Source organism: Paraburkholderia sp. Cpub6 (genome assembly GCF_014201065.1).
GTDB classification, from domain to species: Bacteria; Pseudomonadota; Gammaproteobacteria; order Burkholderiales; family Burkholderiaceae; genus Paraburkholderia; species Paraburkholderia tuberum.
The window spans coordinates 264,174-282,692 of the sequence record NZ_JACHDM010000006.1 but is presented as its reverse complement, the minus strand read 5'-3'; the positions used below and the strand labels follow the sequence as shown (position 1 = coordinate 282,692).

The window sequence follows — 18,519 nt, the reverse complement described above, 5'->3', positions numbered from 1 at the left end:
TTCATGGCTCACTCCAGTACCTCCAGCGGTAACGCAGCGGACAGCCGGTTCGCGCCGGGGCGCGCCCGCGACATCGTGTGCCTCGGCCGGCTGGCCGTCGATCTGTACGCGCAGCAGGTCGGCGCACGGCTCGAAGACGTGTCGAGCTTCGCGAAGTATCTCGGCGGCTCGTCGGCGAACATCGCGTTCGGCTGCGCGCGGCTCGGGCTTGCCGCGGCCATGCTGGCACGCGTCGGCAACGATCACATGGGGCGTTTCCTGACGGAGACGCTCACGAAGGAAGGCTGCGACGTGAGTCACGTGCGCATCGATCACGATCGGCTGACCGCGCTCGTGCTGCTCGGCCTGAAGGACCGTGACACCTTTCCGCTGATCTTCTACCGCGAGAACTGCGCGGACATGGCGGTCGACGAGGCCGATTTCGACAAGGCGTTCATCGCGTCATCGAAAGCGCTGCTGATCACCGGCACGCATTTCTCGACCGAGCAGGTCAATCGCACGAGCCGTCGCGCGCTCGACTACGCGCGCCGCAACGACGTGCGCACCGTGCTCGACATCGACTACCGCCCGGTGCTGTGGGGACTCACGGGCAAGGCCGACGGCGAGACGCGTTTCGTCGCGAGCGAAGGCGTCAGCGCGCATTTGCAGCGGATTCTGCCGCTGTTCGATCTGGTGATCGGCACCGAGGAAGAGTTTCGCATCGCCAGCGGCAAGGCCGACCTCGCCGACGCGCTCGCGATGGTGCGCGCGGTGACGCCGGCCACGCTCGTGCTGAAACGCGGGCCGCTCGGCTGTCAGATCATCGACGGCGAGGTGCCCGCATCGCTCGACGATGCGCCGGTTCACGGCGGCGTCGAAGTCGAAGTGCTGAACGTGCTCGGCGCGGGCGACGCGTTCGCCTCCGGCTTTCTGTCCGGCTGGCTGCGCGATCAGCCGCTCGTCGCCTGCGCGCGCGCCGCGAACGCGAGCGGCGCGCTGGTCGTATCGCGGCACGGCTGCGCCCCGGCGATGCCGACATCGGCCGAACTCGACTACTTCCTGCGCGAAGCGCAGGCCGATCCGCAACGCATGCGCCGCCCCGATCGCGATGCGAAGCTCGCAAGACTGCATCGCGTGTCGCCGGCGCGCAAAGCGTGGCACGAGGTGCTCGGCTTCGCTTTCGATCATCGCAATCCGTTCTTCGAACTCGCGCAGCAGACTGGGGCCGACGAAGCGCGCATTGCCTCGCTGAAGGGCTTGTTCGTCGAAGCGGTCGCGCAGACCGAACGCGCGTTGAATCTGCACGGACGCATCGGCGTACTGATCGACGACCGCTATGGTCAGGACGCGCTGAATGCCGCGACCGGTCGCGGCTGGTGGATCGGCCGCCCGGTCGAACTGCCCGGCTCCGTGCCGCTCGTGTTCGATCATGGTCGTTCGATCGGCACCACGTTGATCGCGTGGCCGCAGGAGCACGTCGTGAAATGCCTCGTGCAGTTTCATCCCGACGAACCGATCGAGCAGCGGCTCGAACAGGAGGCGCAACTGCGCGCGCTGTATGACGCGACCCAGGCAAGCGGCCACGAACTGCTGCTCGAAGTGATTCCTCCGAAGCATGCGTCGCTGCCGCAGGGGCCGGATATCGTGTATCGCGCGTTAAAGCGCATCTACAACCTCGGCATCTACCCCGAGTGGTGGAAGCTCGAACCGATGGACGCCGCGCAATGGCAGGCCATCGACGCGCTGATCGCCGAGCGCGATCCGTATTGCCGCGGCGTCGTGCTGCTCGGTTTGTCGGCGGCGGTCGAGCAGTTGAGCGAGGGCTTTCGCGCGGCCGCGCAAGCGGCGACGTGCCGCGGCTTCACGGTCGGCCGCACGATCTTTCACGAACCGAGTCATGCGTGGCTCGCCGGTGAAATTGGCGACGACGAACTGATCGCGCGCGTGCGCCTCACGTTCGAAACGTTGATCGCCGCATGGCGCGGTGCGCGCGGCGAACCGGCGGCGCATGGCACACCTCATCACGCTCATCAGGAGCAGGCCGCATGAACGAGCGCATCATGCATGACGACACCCCATCGGCCAGCGGCGCGACGCAAGCGCACGCGCCTGCGCGCACCGGCGGCACGATTCGCCTGACGATGGCGCAGGCGCTCGTGCGCTATCTGGCCGCGCAACGCGTCGCCAGCGAAGACGGCACCAACGTCGAACCGCTGTTCGGCGGCGTGTTCGCGATTTTCGGTCACGGCAACGTCGCGGGCATCGGCGAGGCGCTGTATCAGCATCGCGACGCGCTGCCGACCTTGCGCGCGCACAACGAGCAGGCGATGGCGCACAGTGCGATCGCCTACGCAAAGGCGCACTTTCGCCGCCGCATGATGGCCGTGACGACGTCGATCGGCCCAGGCGCCACCAATCTGCTGACCGCGGCCGCGCTCGCGCACGTGAACCGTTTGCCGGTGCTGCTGTTGCCCGGCGACATCTTCGTGTCGCGCGCGCCCGATCCGGTCTTGCAGCAGGTCGAGGATTTCAACGATGGCGGCGTATCCGCGAATGACGCGTTCAAGCCGCTGTCGCGCTACTTCGACCGCATCGTGCATCCTGCGCAATTGCTGAGCGCGCTGCCGCGCGCGATCCGCGTGCTCACCGATGCCGCGTTGTGCGGCCCCGTCACGCTGGCGCTGCCGCAGGACGTGCAGGCGCAGGCGTGGGACTTCCCGGAGGACTTTTTCACGCCGCGCGTCGTGCGCTTTCACGCACCCGCGCCGCGTAGCGACGATATCGACGCCGCGTGCGCGCGCTTGCGGCACGCGAAGCGTCCGTTGATCGTCGCGGGCGGCGGCGTGCTGTACAGCCGCGCGGCCGATGCGCTGCACCGCTTCGCGAGCTCGCACGGCGTGCCGGTCGCGGAAACGCAGGCCGGCAAAAGCTCGCTCGCGTGGAACGATCCGCTGAATGCGGGCGCGCTCGGGGTGACCGGCTCAGCGGCTGCCAACGCGCTTGCGCATGACGCCGACTGCGTGCTCGCGCTCGGCACGCGGCTGCAGGACTTCACGACCGGCTCGAACACGCTGTTCACGCAAGCCGACGTGATCGCGATCAACGCGAACGGATTCGACGCGCTCAAGCATCGCGGCTTCGTCGTCGAAGCCGATGTGAAACTCGCGCTCGATGCGCTAACGGGGCCGCTGCATGGCTGGCACGCCGAGCGCAGCTGGACCGCGCGCGCACACAAGCTCGCGGCGAGCTGGCGCGACACCGTGCAAACGCTCACCCATGCGCCCCAACGCGACGCGGTACTGCCCTATGAGGGCGACGTGATCGGCGCGGTGCAGCGTTCGAGCGCGCACTCGCCGACCGACGACATCGTCGTCTGCGCGGCCGGCACGCTGCCCGCCGATCTGCACAAGCTATGGCGCGCGGGCCGGCCCGGCGCGTATCACGTCGAATACGGCTATTCGTGCATGGGCTACGAGATCGCGGGCGGCCTCGGCGTCAAGCTCGCGCGGCCCGAGCGCGAGGTGATCGTGATTCTCGGCGACGGCAGCTATCTGATGATGAACAGCGAGATCGCGAGCTCGGTGATGCTCGGCGCGAAGCTGATCGTCGTCGTGCTCGACAATCGCGGCTTCGGCTGCATCAATCGACTGCAACAGGCTTGCGGTAGCGCACCGTTCAATAATCTGCTCGACGATTGCGTGCACGCACCGGAAGGCGCGCCGCGCATCGACTTCGCCGCGCATGCGCGCGCGCTCGGCGCGCAAGCCGAGCATGCGCGCAATCTCGCCGAGCTCGAAGCGGCACTGCAACGCGCGCGCGCGGCGCGAGGCACGTACGTGATCAGCATCGACACCGACCCGGCTCGCACCACCGAAGACGGTGGCTGGTGGTGGGAAGTCGCGGTGCCCGAAGTGTCGACGCGCACCGAGGTGCGCGAGGCCCGCGCGAAGTACGACGCGCAGCTCGCCGCGCGCGCGGCGCCGCCCGCGACGCCTGCGCCGTCACAGGGCGCCGATCACGACTGAGAACCATGAGGACTCCGGCATGACTGCTTTCGACGTACGCATCGGCATCAACCCGCTGTCGTGGATGAACGACGACCTGCCGTCGCTCGGCGGCGAGACGCCGCTCGAAGTCGCGCTGACCGAGGGTCGCCAGATCGGCTATCAGGGCTTCGAACTCGGCAACAAGTTTCCTCGCGAGCCGCAAGCGCTGAAAACGCTGCTCGCGCAATACGACCTCGCGCTCGTGTCCGGCTGGTACTCGGGACAACTGGCCAGGCGCAGCGTCGCCGAAGAAATCGACGCGGTCGGCCCGCATCTGGAGTTGCTCGCGCAGAACGGCGCGACCGTGATGGTGTATGGCGAAGTCGCCGATTCGATCCAGGGCGCGCCGCGCCCGCTGTATCAACGGCCGCGCTTTTTCGGCGACGCGCAATGGGCCGGCTACGCGGCCCGCGTCGATGAATTCGCGCGTTATACGCTGAGTCGCGGCGTGCGGCTCGCCTATCATCATCATATGGGCGCGTACGTCGAAACGCCTGCCGACGTCGATCAGTTGATGGCGCGCACAGGCGACGCGGTCGGCCTGCTGTTCGACGCCGGGCACATCACGTTGGCGGGCGGCGATCCGTTGGCCGTGCTCGACAAACACATCGCGCGCGTTTGCCACGTGCACTGCAAGGACGTGCGCCCCGCCGTGATGAAGCTCGCACGCAATCGCAACTGGAGTTTTCTCGATGCGGTGATCGCCGGTGCGTTCACGGTGCCCGGCGACGGCGCGGTCGATTTTCCGGCGCTGATCGACCGGTTGAAGCGGCACGGTTATTGCGGCTGGCTCGTCGTCGAGGCGGAGCAGGACCCGGTGGTCGCGCCGCCGTTCGACTATGCGCAGAAGGGATATGGAACTTTGCGGGCGCTCGTCGATGCGCCGCTCGGCACGGAGGCAACATGAGCTTATTAGTGAAGGCAGAGCGCGAAGGCCAGACGATCGCGCGCGTGACGCCGCAGTCGGCCTGCTGGCGCTATGTGGGATTCGCCGCGTACCGGCTCGGCGCGAACGAACTCGTCTACGTGTTCGAGCCGGCGCGCGAAGCGTGCATCGTCGTGCTGAGCGGCGCGGTCGATATCGAAACGCCGGGCACGACGTGGAGCTCGCTCGGTTCACGCGACAGCGTGTTCGAAGACGCGGCGCCGTACGCGGTGTATTTGCCGCCGAAGGTGCGCGCGACGGTGCGCGCATGCCGCGACGCGGAGATCGGTGTCGCGAGCGCGCCGGCCAAGGGCGAGTATCCGGCGCGGCTGATCGAGCCGGCGTCGATGAAGCGCTCGACGCGCGGTAAGTCGCTGAATACGCGTTACGTGTGCGACATTCTTCCGCACACCGAGCCGGCGGAATCGCTGCTGGTGGTCGAAGTGAGAACGCCGGGCGGTCACGCGTCGAGCTACCCGCCGCACAAGCACGACACCGACAATATCCCGCTCGAAAGCTCGCTCGAAGAAACCTATTACCACCGGCTCGATCCGCCGCAAGGCTTCGCATTCCAACGCGTGTACACCGACTCACGCGATATCGACGAATCGATGGCCGTCGAGGATCACGACGTCGTGATGGTGCCGCGCGGCTATCACCCGGTCGTCGTGCCGTACGGCTACGACTCGTATTATCTGAACGTGATGGCGGGCAGCCAGCGGGTCTGGCATTTCCATAACGATCCGGCGCACGAATGGATCATCAACAAGGATGCTTGACTAACTTGTCCGTAGCCGCGCGTCAGCCAACCCCGAGCCATTCGCGCATCACGTCGTCGCGCGACATAAACGACGCCAGCGCGCCGTCGAACACGATCTCGCCGTGCCCCATCACCGCGACGCGGCACGCGATGTCCCGCGCGATCACGAGCCTCTGCTCGATCAGCAACATCGCGACGCCACGCTCGCGCAGCGCGTGCAGACAGGCGGCGACCTGCTGCATCACGAGACTCGCGAGCCCTTCGCCGGGCTCGTCGATCAACAGCAGATCGGGATCGCCGAGCAGCGCCCGCGCGAGCGCGAGCATCTGTTGCTCGCCGCCCGACAGCGCGCCGGCGTGCGTGCGCTTGCGCGCGGCGAGCACCGGGAACAGCGCGTACGCGTCGTCGAGCGTGAAGCGCGGCGCGCGGCCGCGCGCACGCGATGCGGCAGCCGGCGCAATGCCGAGCAGCAGGTTTTCATGCACGCTCAGCGCGGCGAACACGTCGCGATGCTCGGCCACATAGCCGAGCCCGAGCCGCGCGATCTCGAACGTGCGCCGACCGGCGAGCGAACGCCCCGCGAAACGCAGTTCGCCCTCGCAGCGCACGAGGCCCATGATCGCGCGCGCGAGCGTCGAGCGGCCCGAGCCGTTGCGGCCGACCAGCGCGACCACTTCGCCGGGCTCGATGCTCAGCGTGACGCCGTGCAGCGCCTGGCTCGCGCCGTACCACGCATTCAGGTCGCAAATGTCGAGCAGCGCGCTCATCGGCCTGCTCCGTGGTCCGGTTCATCACCCGCCCGCGCGCGTGAGCCGACGTCGAAGCGTTCACCCAGATACGCGGCCCGTACCGCCGCGTCGGCGCGAATCGCGGCCGGCGATCCACTTGCGATGATGCGCCCTTGCACCAGCACCGAAATGCGATCGGCGATCGCGAACACCGCATCCATGTCGTGCTCGACCATCAGCAGCGTGCGGCCCGCGGTGGTGTCGCGGATCAGCTCGATCGCGCGTGCCGCTTCCGCGCGGTTCATGCCCGCCGTCGGTTCGTCGAGCAGCAGCGTGTGCGCGCCGCCCGCGAGCGCGATGCCGAGGTCGAGCGCGCGCTGCTCCGCGTAGCTGAGCGTGCCGGCCGCGACGTCGCGGCGCGCGCCGAGGCCGACCGCGTCGAGCACGTCGGCCGCGCGCGCATCGACCGCGGCCGTGCCGGTCAGACGCTGCCACCAGCGCGTGCGATCGCGCTCGGCAAGCTGCGCCGCGCAGCGCAGGTTGTCGAACACGGACAGCCGCGCGAACACGCTGGTGCTCTGAAAGCTGCGCGCGAGGCCACGGCGCGCGATCGCGGCCGGCGCGAGCCGCGTGATGTCCGCGCCGAACAGGTGGATACGCCCCGCGCTCGGCCGCGCGCCGCCCCCGATCAGGTTGAACAGCGTGGACTTGCCCGCGCCGTTCGGGCCGATCAGCGCGTGCCGCTCGCCTGGCTCGATCGCGAGATCGACGCCGCGCAGGATTTGCGTCGAGCCGAAACGCTTTTCGATGCCGTAGAGCGCGAGTGCGGGGATCATCGTGCGGCTCCGGGGAATCGCGCCGCGCGTGCATGGGCCGTGACGCGCGCATGCGCGCGCAGCGCATGGCGCGTGGTCAGCGCAGCCAGAGCGGCGAGCGCAACGAGCGCCAGCGCAAGAGGAAGCGGCGACAGCGGCGGCGCGACGGTGACATCGGTACCCGCGCCAGCGCCCGCACCTGCCCCGGCGCCGAACCATGCGCCGAACAACCCACCTGAAACCGCACCTTCGTCCGCGCCGAACTGCGCCGCATAGGCCCACTGCACCGCGAACACGATGGCCGCGAGCCACAGCACCCCCGCCGCCGCGCTCCACCAATACGCGGCGCGGCAACGTCGCCAGCCGTTGGCGGCAATCCGCGCCGTCTGCCGCGAGGCAAAGCCGGCGAGCCCATCCGGCGCGGCCAGCACGACGACGACGAAGAACAGCCCGAGATAGAACAGCCACGCCCGCGTGACACTGGCGACCACCACGCTGAAAAACGTCAGCACGATCGCCCCCGCGACCGGCCCGAAGAACGCCGCCGTGCCGCCGATCACGGTCGCGATCAGCACCGCGCCCGAGCGCATCATGCCGACGCTCTCAGTCGATACGAGCTCGATATTGATCAGCCCGAGCGTGCCCGCGACGCCCGCGAAAAACGCCGACAGCACGACCACGCCATAGCGAACCCGCCGCGGATAGCAGCCGATCGCCGCCGCGCGCGCCGGGTTGTCGCGCACAGCGTTCGCGAGCCGCATGAACGGTGTGCGCGACAGCCCGAACATCGCGACGCTGGCCACGACGCTCCACAGCGCGATCAGCGCATAGGCCTCGCGCGCCGGACCGAAGCTCCAGCCGCCGAAGAGTGGCCCGCTCGCGCGATCGATCGCGACGCCCGCCTCGCCGCCGAACCAGCCCGGCAGCGTCCACGCGGCCGCGACGACGAGCTCGCCGAGACCGAGCGTGATCATCGCGAATGCGGTGCCGGCACGGCGCGTCGCGATGAAGCCGAACAGCACGCCGCACAGTGCGCCGCCGATGCCGCCGAGCAACGGCAGCAGCACGAGCGGCATGCCGCCCGCGTTGAACACCCGCGCGGCGATCAACGCGCCGAGCCCCGCATAAGCGGCGTGCCCGAACGACAGCAGCCCGGTCCCGCCGAGCAGCAGGTTGTACGACAGCGCGAACACGATCATCGTCGCGCTTTGCGCGAGATAGCCGAGCAGCCAGCTGTGCGGCCAGATGAAAGGCGGTACGGCCAGAAAGGCGACGAGCGCGAGCCACGGCGCGAACGCACGGCCGCCCCCGCGAGACGGCACCTCGCTTTCCAGCGCGTTTGACGACCCGCTCCGCTTACGCATGATCGTCACGCCGTCCGAACAGCCCGCGCGGCCTCGTCGCCAGCACCGCGACGAGCAGCAGGTACGGCAGCAGCGGCGCCAGTTGCGCGAGCGTCAGCGCGTCCCATTCGGGCGGCAGCACCGCGCCGGCGAGCGACACCACGTCGCCCAACGACAGATCGCTCGCGACCGCCAGCGTTTGCAGGCACCCCACCAGCAGCGACGCGACGAGCGCCCCGCTCAGCGACCCGAGCCCGCCGATCACGACCACGACGAACACGATCGAGCCGAGCGACTCCGCCATCGCCGGCTCGATGACGAACAGCGGCGCGCCGATCACGCCGGCCAGCGCGGCGAGCGCGGTGCCGGCCGCGAACACGCCGGTGAACACGCGCGGCACGTCGTGCCCGAGCGCTTCGACGGCCTGCGCATGCGTGAGCGCGGCGCGCACGATCAAGCCCGTCTTCGACACGCGCAGCATCGCGACGAGCGCCGCGAGCATCGCGAGCGACACCGCCATCATGAACGCGCGGTAGCGCGTGAAGACCGCGCCGTACAGCGAGAACAGCGGACCGTCGAGCACCGCCGGAATCCTCGCCGACAGCGGACCGAGCCCCCAGCCGAGCTTGACGAGTTCGCCGAGCAGATAGGCGGCGCCGAACGTCAGCAGCAGTTCGGGCAGATGCCCGTGCCCGCGCACGCGCCGCAGCAGCCAGCGTTCGAGCGCCGCGCCGAGCAGACCGACGAGGAGCGGCGCAACCACCAGCGCGCTCCAGAAGCCGGCGCGCGCCGCCACCGAAAAGCCGACGTACGCGCCGAGCATATAGAAGCTCGCATGCGCGAAGTTGAGCACGCCGAGCATGCTGAAGATCAGCGTCAGCCCGGCCGACAGCATGAACAGCAACAGCCCGTAGCTCAGGCCGTTGAGCAGAGTGATGATGAACGGCTGCACGCGTCTAGTCCGCCGGCCCGACGACGCACAACGGTTCGAGCGCCGCGCGCAGCTCGGCGGGCAGGTTCACGGGACGACGCGTCGCGCGATCCACGTAGACGTGCACGAAATGCCCTTGCGCGGCGGGCTCGGCGTCGCCATCACGAAATAGCCCCACCTCGTAGCGCACGCTCGACGTGCCGAGCCGCGCGACGCGCAAGCCCGCGTCGATGCGATCGGGAAACACGAGCGGCGCGAAGTAGTTGCACTGCGTCTCGACGACCAGCCCGATCGTCGTGCCGTGCTCGAAATCGAGTACGCGCGCGCGGATCAGATACTCGTTCACGACGGTGTCGAAATAGCTGTAGTAGACGACGTTGTTCACGTGGCCGTAGACGTCGTTGTCCATCCAGCGCGTGGTGATCGGCAGGAAATGCGGATACGCGGCGCGGCCGGCGGGGGCGGGTTTGTTCATCGGACGTGGCGGTGGGTGGAGGCGAGGATCACAGCGACTCGGTCAGCATGCGGCGATAGTCGTCGGCGCTCGCCTCGCGCGGATTCGTGCGATGACAATGGTCGACCAGCGCGCCCTGCACGACCTTGTCGAACATGCTTTCGTCGACGCCCATTTGCCTGAGGCCGGTCGGCAGTCCAAGCCGCGCCGTCATGTCGAACAGCGCCTGCGCGAGATCCGCATGCTCGGGCACCCCCATCACGCGACGCATGCGCGCATAGCGACGCTCGGCCACCACGCTCGGCGCGCGCTCGTTGAAGCGCAGCACCGCGGGCAGCACGACCGCGTTCAGCGTGCCGTGATGCAGCGACGTGCGGCCGTTCACCTTCAGGCCGCCCAGCGGATGCGACAGCGAGTGCACACAGCCGAGGCCCTTCTGGAACGCCATCCCGCCCTGCATCGACGCGCTCATCATGTTCAGGCGCGCCTCGCGATCGCCGCCGTCCGCGCACGCGCGCTCGATGTTGTGCCACGCGCGTTCGAGGCCATCGAGCGCGATACCGTCGGCGGGCGGATTGAAGGCCGGCGCGAGGAAGGTCTCGATGCAATGCGCGATCGCGTCCATGCCGGTCGCGGCGGTCAGCCCCGGCGGCAGGCCGAGCGTGAGACCGGGATCGCACAGCGCCGATTTCGGCAGCAGATTCCACGAATGAAAGCCGAGCTTGCGGCCGTCGTTCAGGATCACAATCGCGCCGCGCGCGACTTCGCTGCCAGTGCCGGCCGTGGTCGGAATCGCGATCAGCGGCGCGACGGCGTCGGTGATCTTCGCGCTGCCGCCTTCGATCGTCGCGTACTGCGTGAGCGGCCCCGGATGCGTGGCCGCGATCGCGACGCCCTTCGCGAGATCGATCGACGAACCGCCGCCCACCGCGATCAGCCCGTCGCAGCGTTCGTCGCGATACACCTGGGCGGCCGCGAGCACCATTTCCTCGGTCGGGTTCGACGGCGTGTCGTCGAACAGCGGCACGTCGCCGAGCTTCAGCGCGTCGAGTGCCTGCCGCGCAATGCCGGCCGCGACGACGCCCTTGTCGCTGATCACCAGAGGCCGCTCGATGCCGATGCGCGCGCACTCGGACGACAGTTGCGACAGGGCGTCGTAGCCCAGATGAATATGGGTCAGGTAGTAGATGTAGGCCATGCCGTTTTCTCCCTGAGCGTGCGCTCATTGACCGCCGATTGACGTGGATGATCGGTTCGGTGATGCGTCGATGGATGTGCCGGGTCGTGTGGTGTCGCGTGCGTTGTGGGCTGTCTCCATGTTGGCTGTGATTTCTGCGTCGTCTGTTTGCTGGCTAATGTTGCAGCTCGATGGGCCGAACGCCTCACTGCCCCGGCCGCTCGACGAATTCGAACGGCAACCCGCGTCGCCGCATCCATTCGCCGAGCGCCTGGCCGGTGCCCGCGCGCCACGGCCGCAGCTTCGCGGGCTCGACGAGCCGGTATTCGAGCAGCTCGGGCGAGAGCGCGATCGTCCCATGCGCCTTCACGTGATACGCGATGATCAGCTCGTTCTTGCGGATGAATTCGTACACGCCGATCAGCTCGACCGACACGGCGTGCAGCGAGGTCTCCTCCATCACTTCGCGCGCGATGCCCTGCTCCGGCGTCTCGCCGTTTTCGAGGAAGCCGGTGATCAGCGCGAACATGCCCTCGGGCCACGCGGCATTGCGCGCAAGCAGGATCTTGCCCTCGTACTCGACGATCGCCGCGACGACCGGCAGCGGGTTATTCCAATGGACGTAGCCGCACTCGGTATCGGGACAGCTCTGACGGACGCGGCCGCCCTCGTGGTCGGGGTCGGCGCGTTCGGTCAGGGGTTTCGCGCAGCGGGGACAGAATCGGTACTCGGTCATGGCGGGGGACGTCTCTTTGTTTCGTGTTTTCTGGCGGGGCGTAGTTGGGTGGCTTTGCGCGTGTGCCGAGTGGTGCATCGAGGCGCCGGTGGTAACTCGGGTTCCAGCAACCTCACGCGTCTTCCATCACGCGACGCACAGCTCACGCACGTCGGCGGCGAAACGCTCGACCGTGTCGGGCTGCGTGTCCCACGCGCACATCAGCCGGCAACCGCCCGCGCCGATAAACTCGTAGAACTTCCAGCCGCGCGCGCGCATCGCCTTCGCGGCATGCGGCGGCAACTGCGCGAACACCGCGTTCGATTCGCTCGCAAACATGATGCTCACGCCGGGGATTTCCTGCAACCGCGTCTCCAGCAGACGCGCCATCGCGTTCGCGTGACGCGCATTGCGCAGCCATACGTCGTTGTCGAGCAGGCCGAGCCACGGCGCGGAGATGAAGCGCATCTTCGATGCGAGCTGCCCCGCCTGCTTCAGCCGATAGGCGAAATCGTCGGCGAGCGCGCGGTCGAAGAACACCACCGCCTCGCCGACCGGCAAGCCGTTCTTGGTGCCGCCAAAACACAGCACGTCGACGCCCGCGCGCCATGTGATTTCCGACGGATGCACGTCGAGCGCGGCGACCGCGTTCGCGAAGCGCGCGCCGTCCATGTGCACCTTCAGATGACGACGCTTCGCGATCGCCGCGATGGCGCGCACTTCCTCGACGCTGTAGACGGTGCCGACCTCGGTCGACTGCGTCAGCGTGACGATCTTGGGCTTCGGATAGTGGATATCGGCGCGCCGCGTGACGATGGACTCGATCGCATCGGGCGTGAGCTTGCCGGCGATGCCCGGCGCCGTGAGCAGTTTCGAGCCCCCTGAAAAGAACTCGGGGCCGCCGCATTCGTCGGTCTCGATGTGCGCGAGTTCGTGGCAAATCACCGAGTGGTACGACTGGCACAGCGACGCGAGCGCGAGCGAATTGGCCGCCGTGCCGTTGAACACGAAGAACACTTCGCAATCGGTCTGAAACAGGTCGCGCAGACGGTCGCAGACCTGGTTGGTCCACGAGTCGTCGCCGTAGGCCGGCTCGTGGCCGCTGTTGTTGGCGGCGATCAGCGCGTCGAGCGCTTCGGGACAGATGCCGGCGTAGTTGTCGGACGCGAAATGTTGCATGGTCGAGCGACGCGCCCGGCGACAGGCGCGAGGGAATGACGGAAAGCGGTCATTTTAGTGCGCTCGTGCGAGATTTGTTTTCGCGTCTTAGCTGCAACCGCAATCCGGCATGCGGCCACGGCGCGGGCCACGCGGCACGCGCGTCACTGCGATCAGGCCCGCCGCCCCCGCCAGCAGCGCGCCCGCGGCGAGCCACAGCGCCAGCGAAAACGACCCCGTGTGCGCGGCAATCGGCGCGGCCACCAACGGACCCGCGATCTGACCGATGCCATAGGCCGCCGTCGCATAACCCATCAGCCCGGCCGCGTCGTCGCCGCGCAGACGCCGCGCCTCGCGCATCGCGAATAGCGTGATCGCGGTGAACGGCAGGCCGATCAGGATGCTGCCGAGCGAGAACCCGCCCGCCGTCGGCCATACGATGCCCAGTGCGATGCCGAGCGCCTGCAGCACATACGAGCCCGCGAGCAGCGCGCGGTTGTCCCAATGCACGGGCAAACGCGCGGCGAGCAACGCGCCGACGATCAGCGCCGCACCGAACATCGGCCAGAACAGGTCCGGCCACGCCGAGCCCGGCAACGCGTGGCGCGCGATGACCGGCAAAAAGGTCGCGGTGATGATGTAGCCGAAGCCCGGTATGCCGTAGAGCAGGATCAGCCAGACCGCGTCGCTACGGTGGACGGCATGGCTCGTCTGAATGGCGGCCGTACGAGGCGGCTGGTTTGCGCTGGCGCGCGATCCGGTGGCGGGCTTTGCGGTTGCGGAGCTTGCAGCGGCAGGCTTCGCTGTTCCCGCACGCCGCGCTTCGCCAAACACCGGCCACACCAGCACCGACAGCACCGCGCCGATCGCCGCAAAGCCGATCCATCCGACCACCGCGCCATAGCCGCCCGCGACGCTGACCAGCAAGCCGGTGCCGACGATGCCCACGCCCGGCCCCGTATAGATGACGCCGCTCCACGCCTGCGCGCCGAGTTCGGCGAGCCGCCGCAAGCCCCACTGCGACGCGAACACGAAGGTCCATGCGCTGACCGCGCCGGCGACGAAGCGCACCAGCGCCCACACCCAGAACTGGCCGGTGACGCCCATCGCGAGCGTCAGCAGCACGGTCGCGGCGAGTCCGACGCGCACCATGCGTGCGGGCTCGACCCGCAGCGCCGCGCACGTCATCGCACCGGCGAAATAGCCGGCGTAATTGAACGACGCGAGCCAGCCGCCATGCTGGATATCGATCTGCGGCTGGCCGAGCGCGGCGCCGTGCAGCATCAGCGGCAGCAGCGGCGTGAATGCGAAGCGCCCGATACCAAGCGCGACGGCCAGCGTGACCATGCAGGCGAGCGCCGCGCGCCGGGCGGCGTGCGGCTCGTGGAAGCGCGGGTGCGCGTGGGAAGCGAGATCGTTCATGATCGGACGGCCAAACGGCGATGGTATGAATTCATACTAGCTTGACCTTTGAATCACGAAAAATGAATAATTAGAATGTTATTCATCGCCAGGAGAGAATCATGGATCTGGCCGCTCTGACCATTTTTCGCGCGGTCGTGCGCGAAAACGGCGTGACGCGCGCCGCGGCGAAGCTCAATCGCGTGCAATCGAACGTGACCACGCGCATCAAGCAGCTCGAGGAGCAGCTCGGCACCGAGCTGTTCATCCGCGACGGCCGCCGCCTCGTGCTGACGCCGGCCGGCGAGACGCTGCTGCCCTACGCGGAACGGCTGCTCGCGCTCGCCGACGAGGCGCGGCACGCGGTACGCGAGGATCGTCCGAGCGGGCGTCTGCGTCTCGGCACGATGGAAAGCGTCGCGGCGACGCGTCTGCCGGGCCTGCTCGCGCAATATCACCAGCAATGGCCGGCCGTCGAACTGGAACTGGAGACCGGCACGACCGGCAGGCTGATCGAGCGAGTACGCGAGTTCGAGGTCGATGCGGCGCTGGTCGCGACGCCGCTCGATCCGGCCACGCTCGGCGATCTGTTCGAGACCGTACCGATCTTCCGCGAGGAACTCGTGATGCTGACGCCGCGCGGTCATCGGCCGATCCGCGAAGTGCGCGACATCGCGCTATCGACGCTGATCGCGTTCGAGCGGGGCTGCGCGTATCGCGCGTATATCGAGAAGTGGTATCTGGAGCACGGCACGCGGCCGCAACGGGTGCTGGAGCTCGGCTCGTATCACGCGATCGTCGCGTGCGTGGCGGCCGGCGCGGGCGTCGCCGTCGCACCGCGCTCGGTGCTCGATCTGGCGACCGACACGAGCAATATCGCGGTGCACGAATTGCCCGATATCGGCATGATCGACACGCTGCTGGTGTGGCGACGCGGGCATTTTTCGGCGGCGCTCAATGCGCTGCGACGCACGCTGGTGGCGTCGCAGGAAGGGACAGCCGAGGTGGATGCGGTGGCGTCCGCGGATGCGAATGTGGTCTGATCGTTGAATCCGCCCCGCCGACCAGGTTCGACGCAAACCGGTCGGCTTCAGCAAAAGCGAAGGGGCCACGCAACGCGCCGATCCTGCTGGCGCACCGCGTGGCCCCTTCGTCGAACCCGGCTCGACTTCGAGTCGAGCCGGACTCAACCGACCATCAGAATCAAAGCTGCCCTTCGACCCAGCCCTTGACGCCCGCGAGCGCCGCCGGCAGGTTGGCCGGCTCGGTACCGCCGGCCTGCGCCATGTCCGGACGGCCGCCGCCCTTGCCGCCGACCTGCTGGGCCACGAAGTTGACCAGTTCGCCCGCCTTGACCTTCTTGCTGGCGTCGGCGGTCACACCCGCGATCAGGCTGACCTTGCCGCCTTCCACCGACGCGAGCACGATCGCCGCGCTCTTCAGCTTGTCCTTGAGCTTGTCGACCGTTTCGCGCAGCGTCTTCACGTCCGCGCCTTCGAGCGTCGCCGCGAGCACATGCACGCCGCCGATTTCGATCGCCTGGCCCGCGAGTTCGTCGCCCTGGCTCGACGCCATCTTCGACTTCAGCGCGCCCAGTTCCTTCTCGAGCGCCTTCACCTGGTCTTGCACCTGGCCGATGCGCTGCGTGAGTTCCGCCGGTTGTGCCTTCAGCACGGCCGCGGCCGCGTTGACGCGCGCTTCGAGCTCCTGCACGTAGCGCACCGCGTTGTCGCCGGTGATCGCTTCGACGCGACGGATACCGGCCGCGACGCCGCCTTCCATCACGATCTTGAAGAAACCGATGTCGCCCGAGCGATTCACGTGCGTACCGCCGCACAGCTCACGCGAGAAGCCGAGGTCGAGCACGCGCACTTCGTCGCCGTACTTTTCGCCGAACAGCGCCATTGCGCCGCCCTTCACCGCCTCGTCGTACGACATCACACGCACGATGCCGGGCGCGTTCGCCAGCACTTCGGCGTTGACGATTTCCTCGACGCGGCGGATCTGCTCGTCCGTCATCGGCGCGTTGTGGGCGAAGTCGAAGCGGGTCTTGTCGGCGTCGACGAGGGAGCCCTTCTGCTGCACGTGCGAACCGAGCACTTCGCGCAGCGCCTTGTGCATCAGGTGCGTGGCCGAGTGGTTGCGCGCCGTGCGGGCGCGGCGCACCGCGTCGATTTCGGCCTTGACGATGTCGCCGAGCTTCAGCGTGCCCTGCTCGAGCGTGCCGTGGTGGCCGACCACGTCGGCCTGAACCTTCAGCGTATCGACGACCGCAAAGCGCGTGCTGGCGTTGGCGAGCACGCCCTGGTCGCCGACCTGGCCGCCCGACTCGGCGTAGAACGGCGTGTGATCGAGCACGACGACCGCGTGCTGGCCGGCCTGCACCCGCTGCACCGACGCGCCATCGACGTACAGCGCGACGACCTTCGCGTCGTCGAAGACGATTTCTTCGTAGCCGTGGAAGGTGGTCTTCGCACCCGAGTATTCGAGGCCCTGCGCCATCTTGAACTTGCCCGCCGCGCGAGCCTGCTCGCGCTGACGCGCCATCGCGTCGTCGAACGCGGATTCGTCGACCGTCACTTCGCGCTCGCGGCAGACGTCCGCGGTCAGGTCGAGCGGGAAGCCGTAGGTGTCGTGCAGCTTGAACGCGAGTTCGCCGTCGAGCGTCTTGCCGCTGGTTTTGCCACCTGCGGCGCCGAGATCGGCCAATGCGGCCTCGAGAATCGACATGCCGTGCTCGATCGTCTCGAAGAAGCGCTCTTCTTCCTGACGCAGCACGTCGGTCACGCGCTGCTCGGCCTGCTTCAGTTCAGGGTAAGCGTCGCCCATCTGCGCGACGAGGTCGGCGACGAGGCGATGGAAGAACGAACCCTTCTTGCCGAGCTTGTAGCCGTGGCGGATCGCGCGGCGCACGATACGGCGCAGCACGTAGCCGCGGCCTTCGTTGCCCGGAATCACGCCGTCGACGATCAGGAACGAGCACGCGCGGATGTGATCGGCGATTACCTTCAGCGAGTTGTTGCCCAGATCGGTCACGCCGGTTTCGCGGCCAGCGGCTTGAATGAGCGCCTGGAACAGGTCGATCTCGTAGTTGCTGTGCACGTGCTGCAGCACCGCGGCGATGCGCTCGAGGCCCATGCCGGTGTCCACGCATTGCTTCGGCAGCGGCGTCATGTTGCCCTGCGCGTCGCGGTTGAACTGCATGAACACGAGGTTCCAGATTTCGATGTAGCGGTCGCCGTCTTCGTCGGGCGATCCCGGCGGCCCGCCCCACACGTCCGGGCCGTGGTCGTAGAAGATTTCCGAGCACGGGCCGCACGGGCCGGTGTCGGCCATCTGCCAGAAGTTGTCCGATGCGTAGCGCGCGCCCTTGTTGTCGCCGATGCGGATGATGCGCTCGACCGGCACGCCCACTTCCTTCGCCCAGATGTCGTGCGCTTCGTCGTCTTCCTGGTAGACGGTGACCCAGAGCTTGTCTTTGGGCAGCTGGTAGACGCCGGTCAGCAGTTCCCACGCGTAGTGGATCGCGTCGCGCTTGAAGTAGTCGCCGAACGAGAAGTTGCCGAGCATCTCGAAGAACGTGTGGTGACGCGCGGTGTAGCCGACGTTCTCGAGGTCGTTGTGCTTGCCGCCGGCGCGCACGCTGCGCTGCGCTGTCGTGGCCCGCGAATACGGACGCGATTCCGCGCCGAGGAACACATCTTTGAACTGCACCATCCCCGAATTGGTGAAGAGCAGTGTCGGGTCGTTGCCGGGCACGAGGCTCGACGAACGGACGATCGTATGGCCCTTCGATTCGAAGAACTTGAGGAATTTCTCGCGGATTTCAGCGGCTTTCATAGCGGGCGGGGGACGGTCCTGACGGTTCCTGACGGAGACTGGCGGTCGGTGGGATGCGCCAACTGTCTGTTTCTTTAAACGACTGATTATACGGGATCGGCAAGCGCGCGCGGCGCTGCGCGCCGCCTGGTTGGCGCTCGCGTGTCCGATCGTCCGATCCGCGCCATGACGTTCGGCTGACTGCGCCCGCGAGCGCGAATCGCTTAAGATGACTTCCGCGAAACTTCGCGCGAAATAACGCATGGCA

At 67.9% G+C, this 18,519-nt stretch carries 15 protein-coding genes; 5 read left to right on the top strand and 10 right to left on the bottom strand.

The window, feature by feature from the left end; genetic code table 11:
* Positions 1-3: 3 nt before the first annotated feature.
* Genes iolC through iolB form a run of 4 tightly spaced genes read left to right on the top strand, consistent with a single transcriptional unit; the run spans position 4 to position 5,729 of the window.
* Positions 4-2,028: a bifunctional 5-dehydro-2-deoxygluconokinase/5-dehydro-2-deoxyphosphogluconate aldolase gene (gene iolC / locus HDG33_RS14220; protein ID WP_184028442.1), complete on the top strand. Its 2,025-nt coding sequence runs from the start codon at positions 4-6 to the stop codon at positions 2,026-2,028.
* A complete protein-coding gene (gene iolD, locus HDG33_RS14215; protein ID WP_184028439.1) occupies positions 2,025-4,004 on the top strand; it encodes a 3D-(3,5/4)-trihydroxycyclohexane-1,2-dione acylhydrolase (decyclizing) in 1,980 nt (659 codons plus the stop codon). Before iolC ends, iolD begins: the two co-directional genes overlap by 4 nt.
* Before the next feature lie 19 nt (positions 4,005-4,023).
* Positions 4,024-4,932: a myo-inosose-2 dehydratase gene (gene iolE / locus HDG33_RS14210; protein ID WP_184028436.1), complete on the top strand. Its 909-nt coding sequence runs from the start codon at positions 4,024-4,026 to the stop codon at positions 4,930-4,932.
* The gene (iolB, locus tag HDG33_RS14205; RefSeq protein WP_184028433.1) at positions 4,929-5,729 is read left to right on the top strand and encodes a 5-deoxy-glucuronate isomerase; all 801 of its coding nucleotides are present in this window, start codon (positions 4,929-4,931) and stop codon (positions 5,727-5,729) included. Before iolE ends, iolB begins: the two co-directional genes overlap by 4 nt.
* 22 nt (positions 5,730-5,751) lie before the next feature.
* On the opposite strand, the gene HDG33_RS14200 is transcribed toward iolB, so the two are convergent.
* From HDG33_RS14200 to HDG33_RS14160, 9 genes are all read right to left on the bottom strand, one after another.
* Positions 5,752-6,477 carry an ABC transporter ATP-binding protein gene (locus HDG33_RS14200; RefSeq protein ID WP_184028430.1) on the bottom strand — a complete coding sequence of 242 codons (726 nt, stop codon included), beginning with the start codon at positions 6,475-6,477 and terminating at the stop codon, positions 5,752-5,754.
* A complete protein-coding gene (locus tag HDG33_RS14195) occupies positions 6,474-7,274 on the bottom strand; it encodes an ABC transporter ATP-binding protein (RefSeq protein ID WP_184028426.1) in 801 nt (266 codons plus the stop codon). Before HDG33_RS14195 ends, HDG33_RS14200 begins: the two co-directional genes overlap by 4 nt.
* Positions 7,271-8,617 (bottom strand): branched-chain amino acid ABC transporter permease, encoded by a 1,347-nt coding sequence (locus tag HDG33_RS14190; protein WP_184028423.1) that lies wholly within the window; start codon positions 8,615-8,617, stop codon positions 7,271-7,273. Before HDG33_RS14190 ends, HDG33_RS14195 begins: the two co-directional genes overlap by 4 nt.
* On the bottom strand, positions 8,610-9,548 hold the full coding sequence (locus HDG33_RS14185; RefSeq protein ID WP_184028419.1) for a branched-chain amino acid ABC transporter permease: 939 nt from the start codon (positions 9,546-9,548) through the stop codon (positions 8,610-8,612). Before HDG33_RS14185 ends, HDG33_RS14190 begins: the two co-directional genes overlap by 8 nt.
* 4 nt (positions 9,549-9,552) lie before the next feature.
* A complete protein-coding gene (locus HDG33_RS14180) occupies positions 9,553-10,002 on the bottom strand; it encodes a thioesterase family protein (RefSeq protein WP_184028416.1) in 450 nt (149 codons plus the stop codon).
* Positions 10,003-10,030: 28 nt separating this feature from the next.
* Complete coding sequence (locus HDG33_RS14175; RefSeq protein ID WP_184028413.1) at positions 10,031-11,179, bottom strand: iron-containing alcohol dehydrogenase; 1,149 nt, start codon at positions 11,177-11,179, stop codon at positions 10,031-10,033.
* A 184-nt stretch (positions 11,180-11,363) separates the two neighbouring features.
* Entirely contained in the window at positions 11,364-11,894 is a 531-nt protein-coding gene (locus tag HDG33_RS14170; RefSeq protein WP_184028409.1) for an NUDIX domain-containing protein, read from the bottom strand.
* A 126-nt stretch (positions 11,895-12,020) separates the two neighbouring features.
* Positions 12,021-13,052 (bottom strand): low specificity L-threonine aldolase, encoded by a 1,032-nt coding sequence (locus HDG33_RS14165; protein WP_184028407.1) that lies wholly within the window; start codon positions 13,050-13,052, stop codon positions 12,021-12,023.
* Between the two features lie 87 nt (positions 13,053-13,139).
* A complete protein-coding gene (locus HDG33_RS14160) occupies positions 13,140-14,453 on the bottom strand; it encodes a YbfB/YjiJ family MFS transporter (RefSeq protein WP_184028400.1) in 1,314 nt (437 codons plus the stop codon).
* Between the two features lie 101 nt (positions 14,454-14,554).
* Between HDG33_RS14160 and HDG33_RS14155 the strand changes: the two genes are divergently transcribed.
* Entirely contained in the window at positions 14,555-15,475 is a 921-nt protein-coding gene (locus HDG33_RS14155; protein WP_184028397.1) for a LysR family transcriptional regulator, read from the top strand.
* A 160-nt stretch (positions 15,476-15,635) separates the two neighbouring features.
* On the opposite strand, the gene alaS is transcribed toward HDG33_RS14155, so the two are convergent.
* The gene (gene alaS, locus HDG33_RS14150; protein WP_184028394.1) at positions 15,636-18,272 is read right to left on the bottom strand and encodes an alanine--tRNA ligase; all 2,637 of its coding nucleotides are present in this window, start codon (positions 18,270-18,272) and stop codon (positions 15,636-15,638) included.
* Positions 18,273-18,519 lie beyond the last annotated feature (247 nt).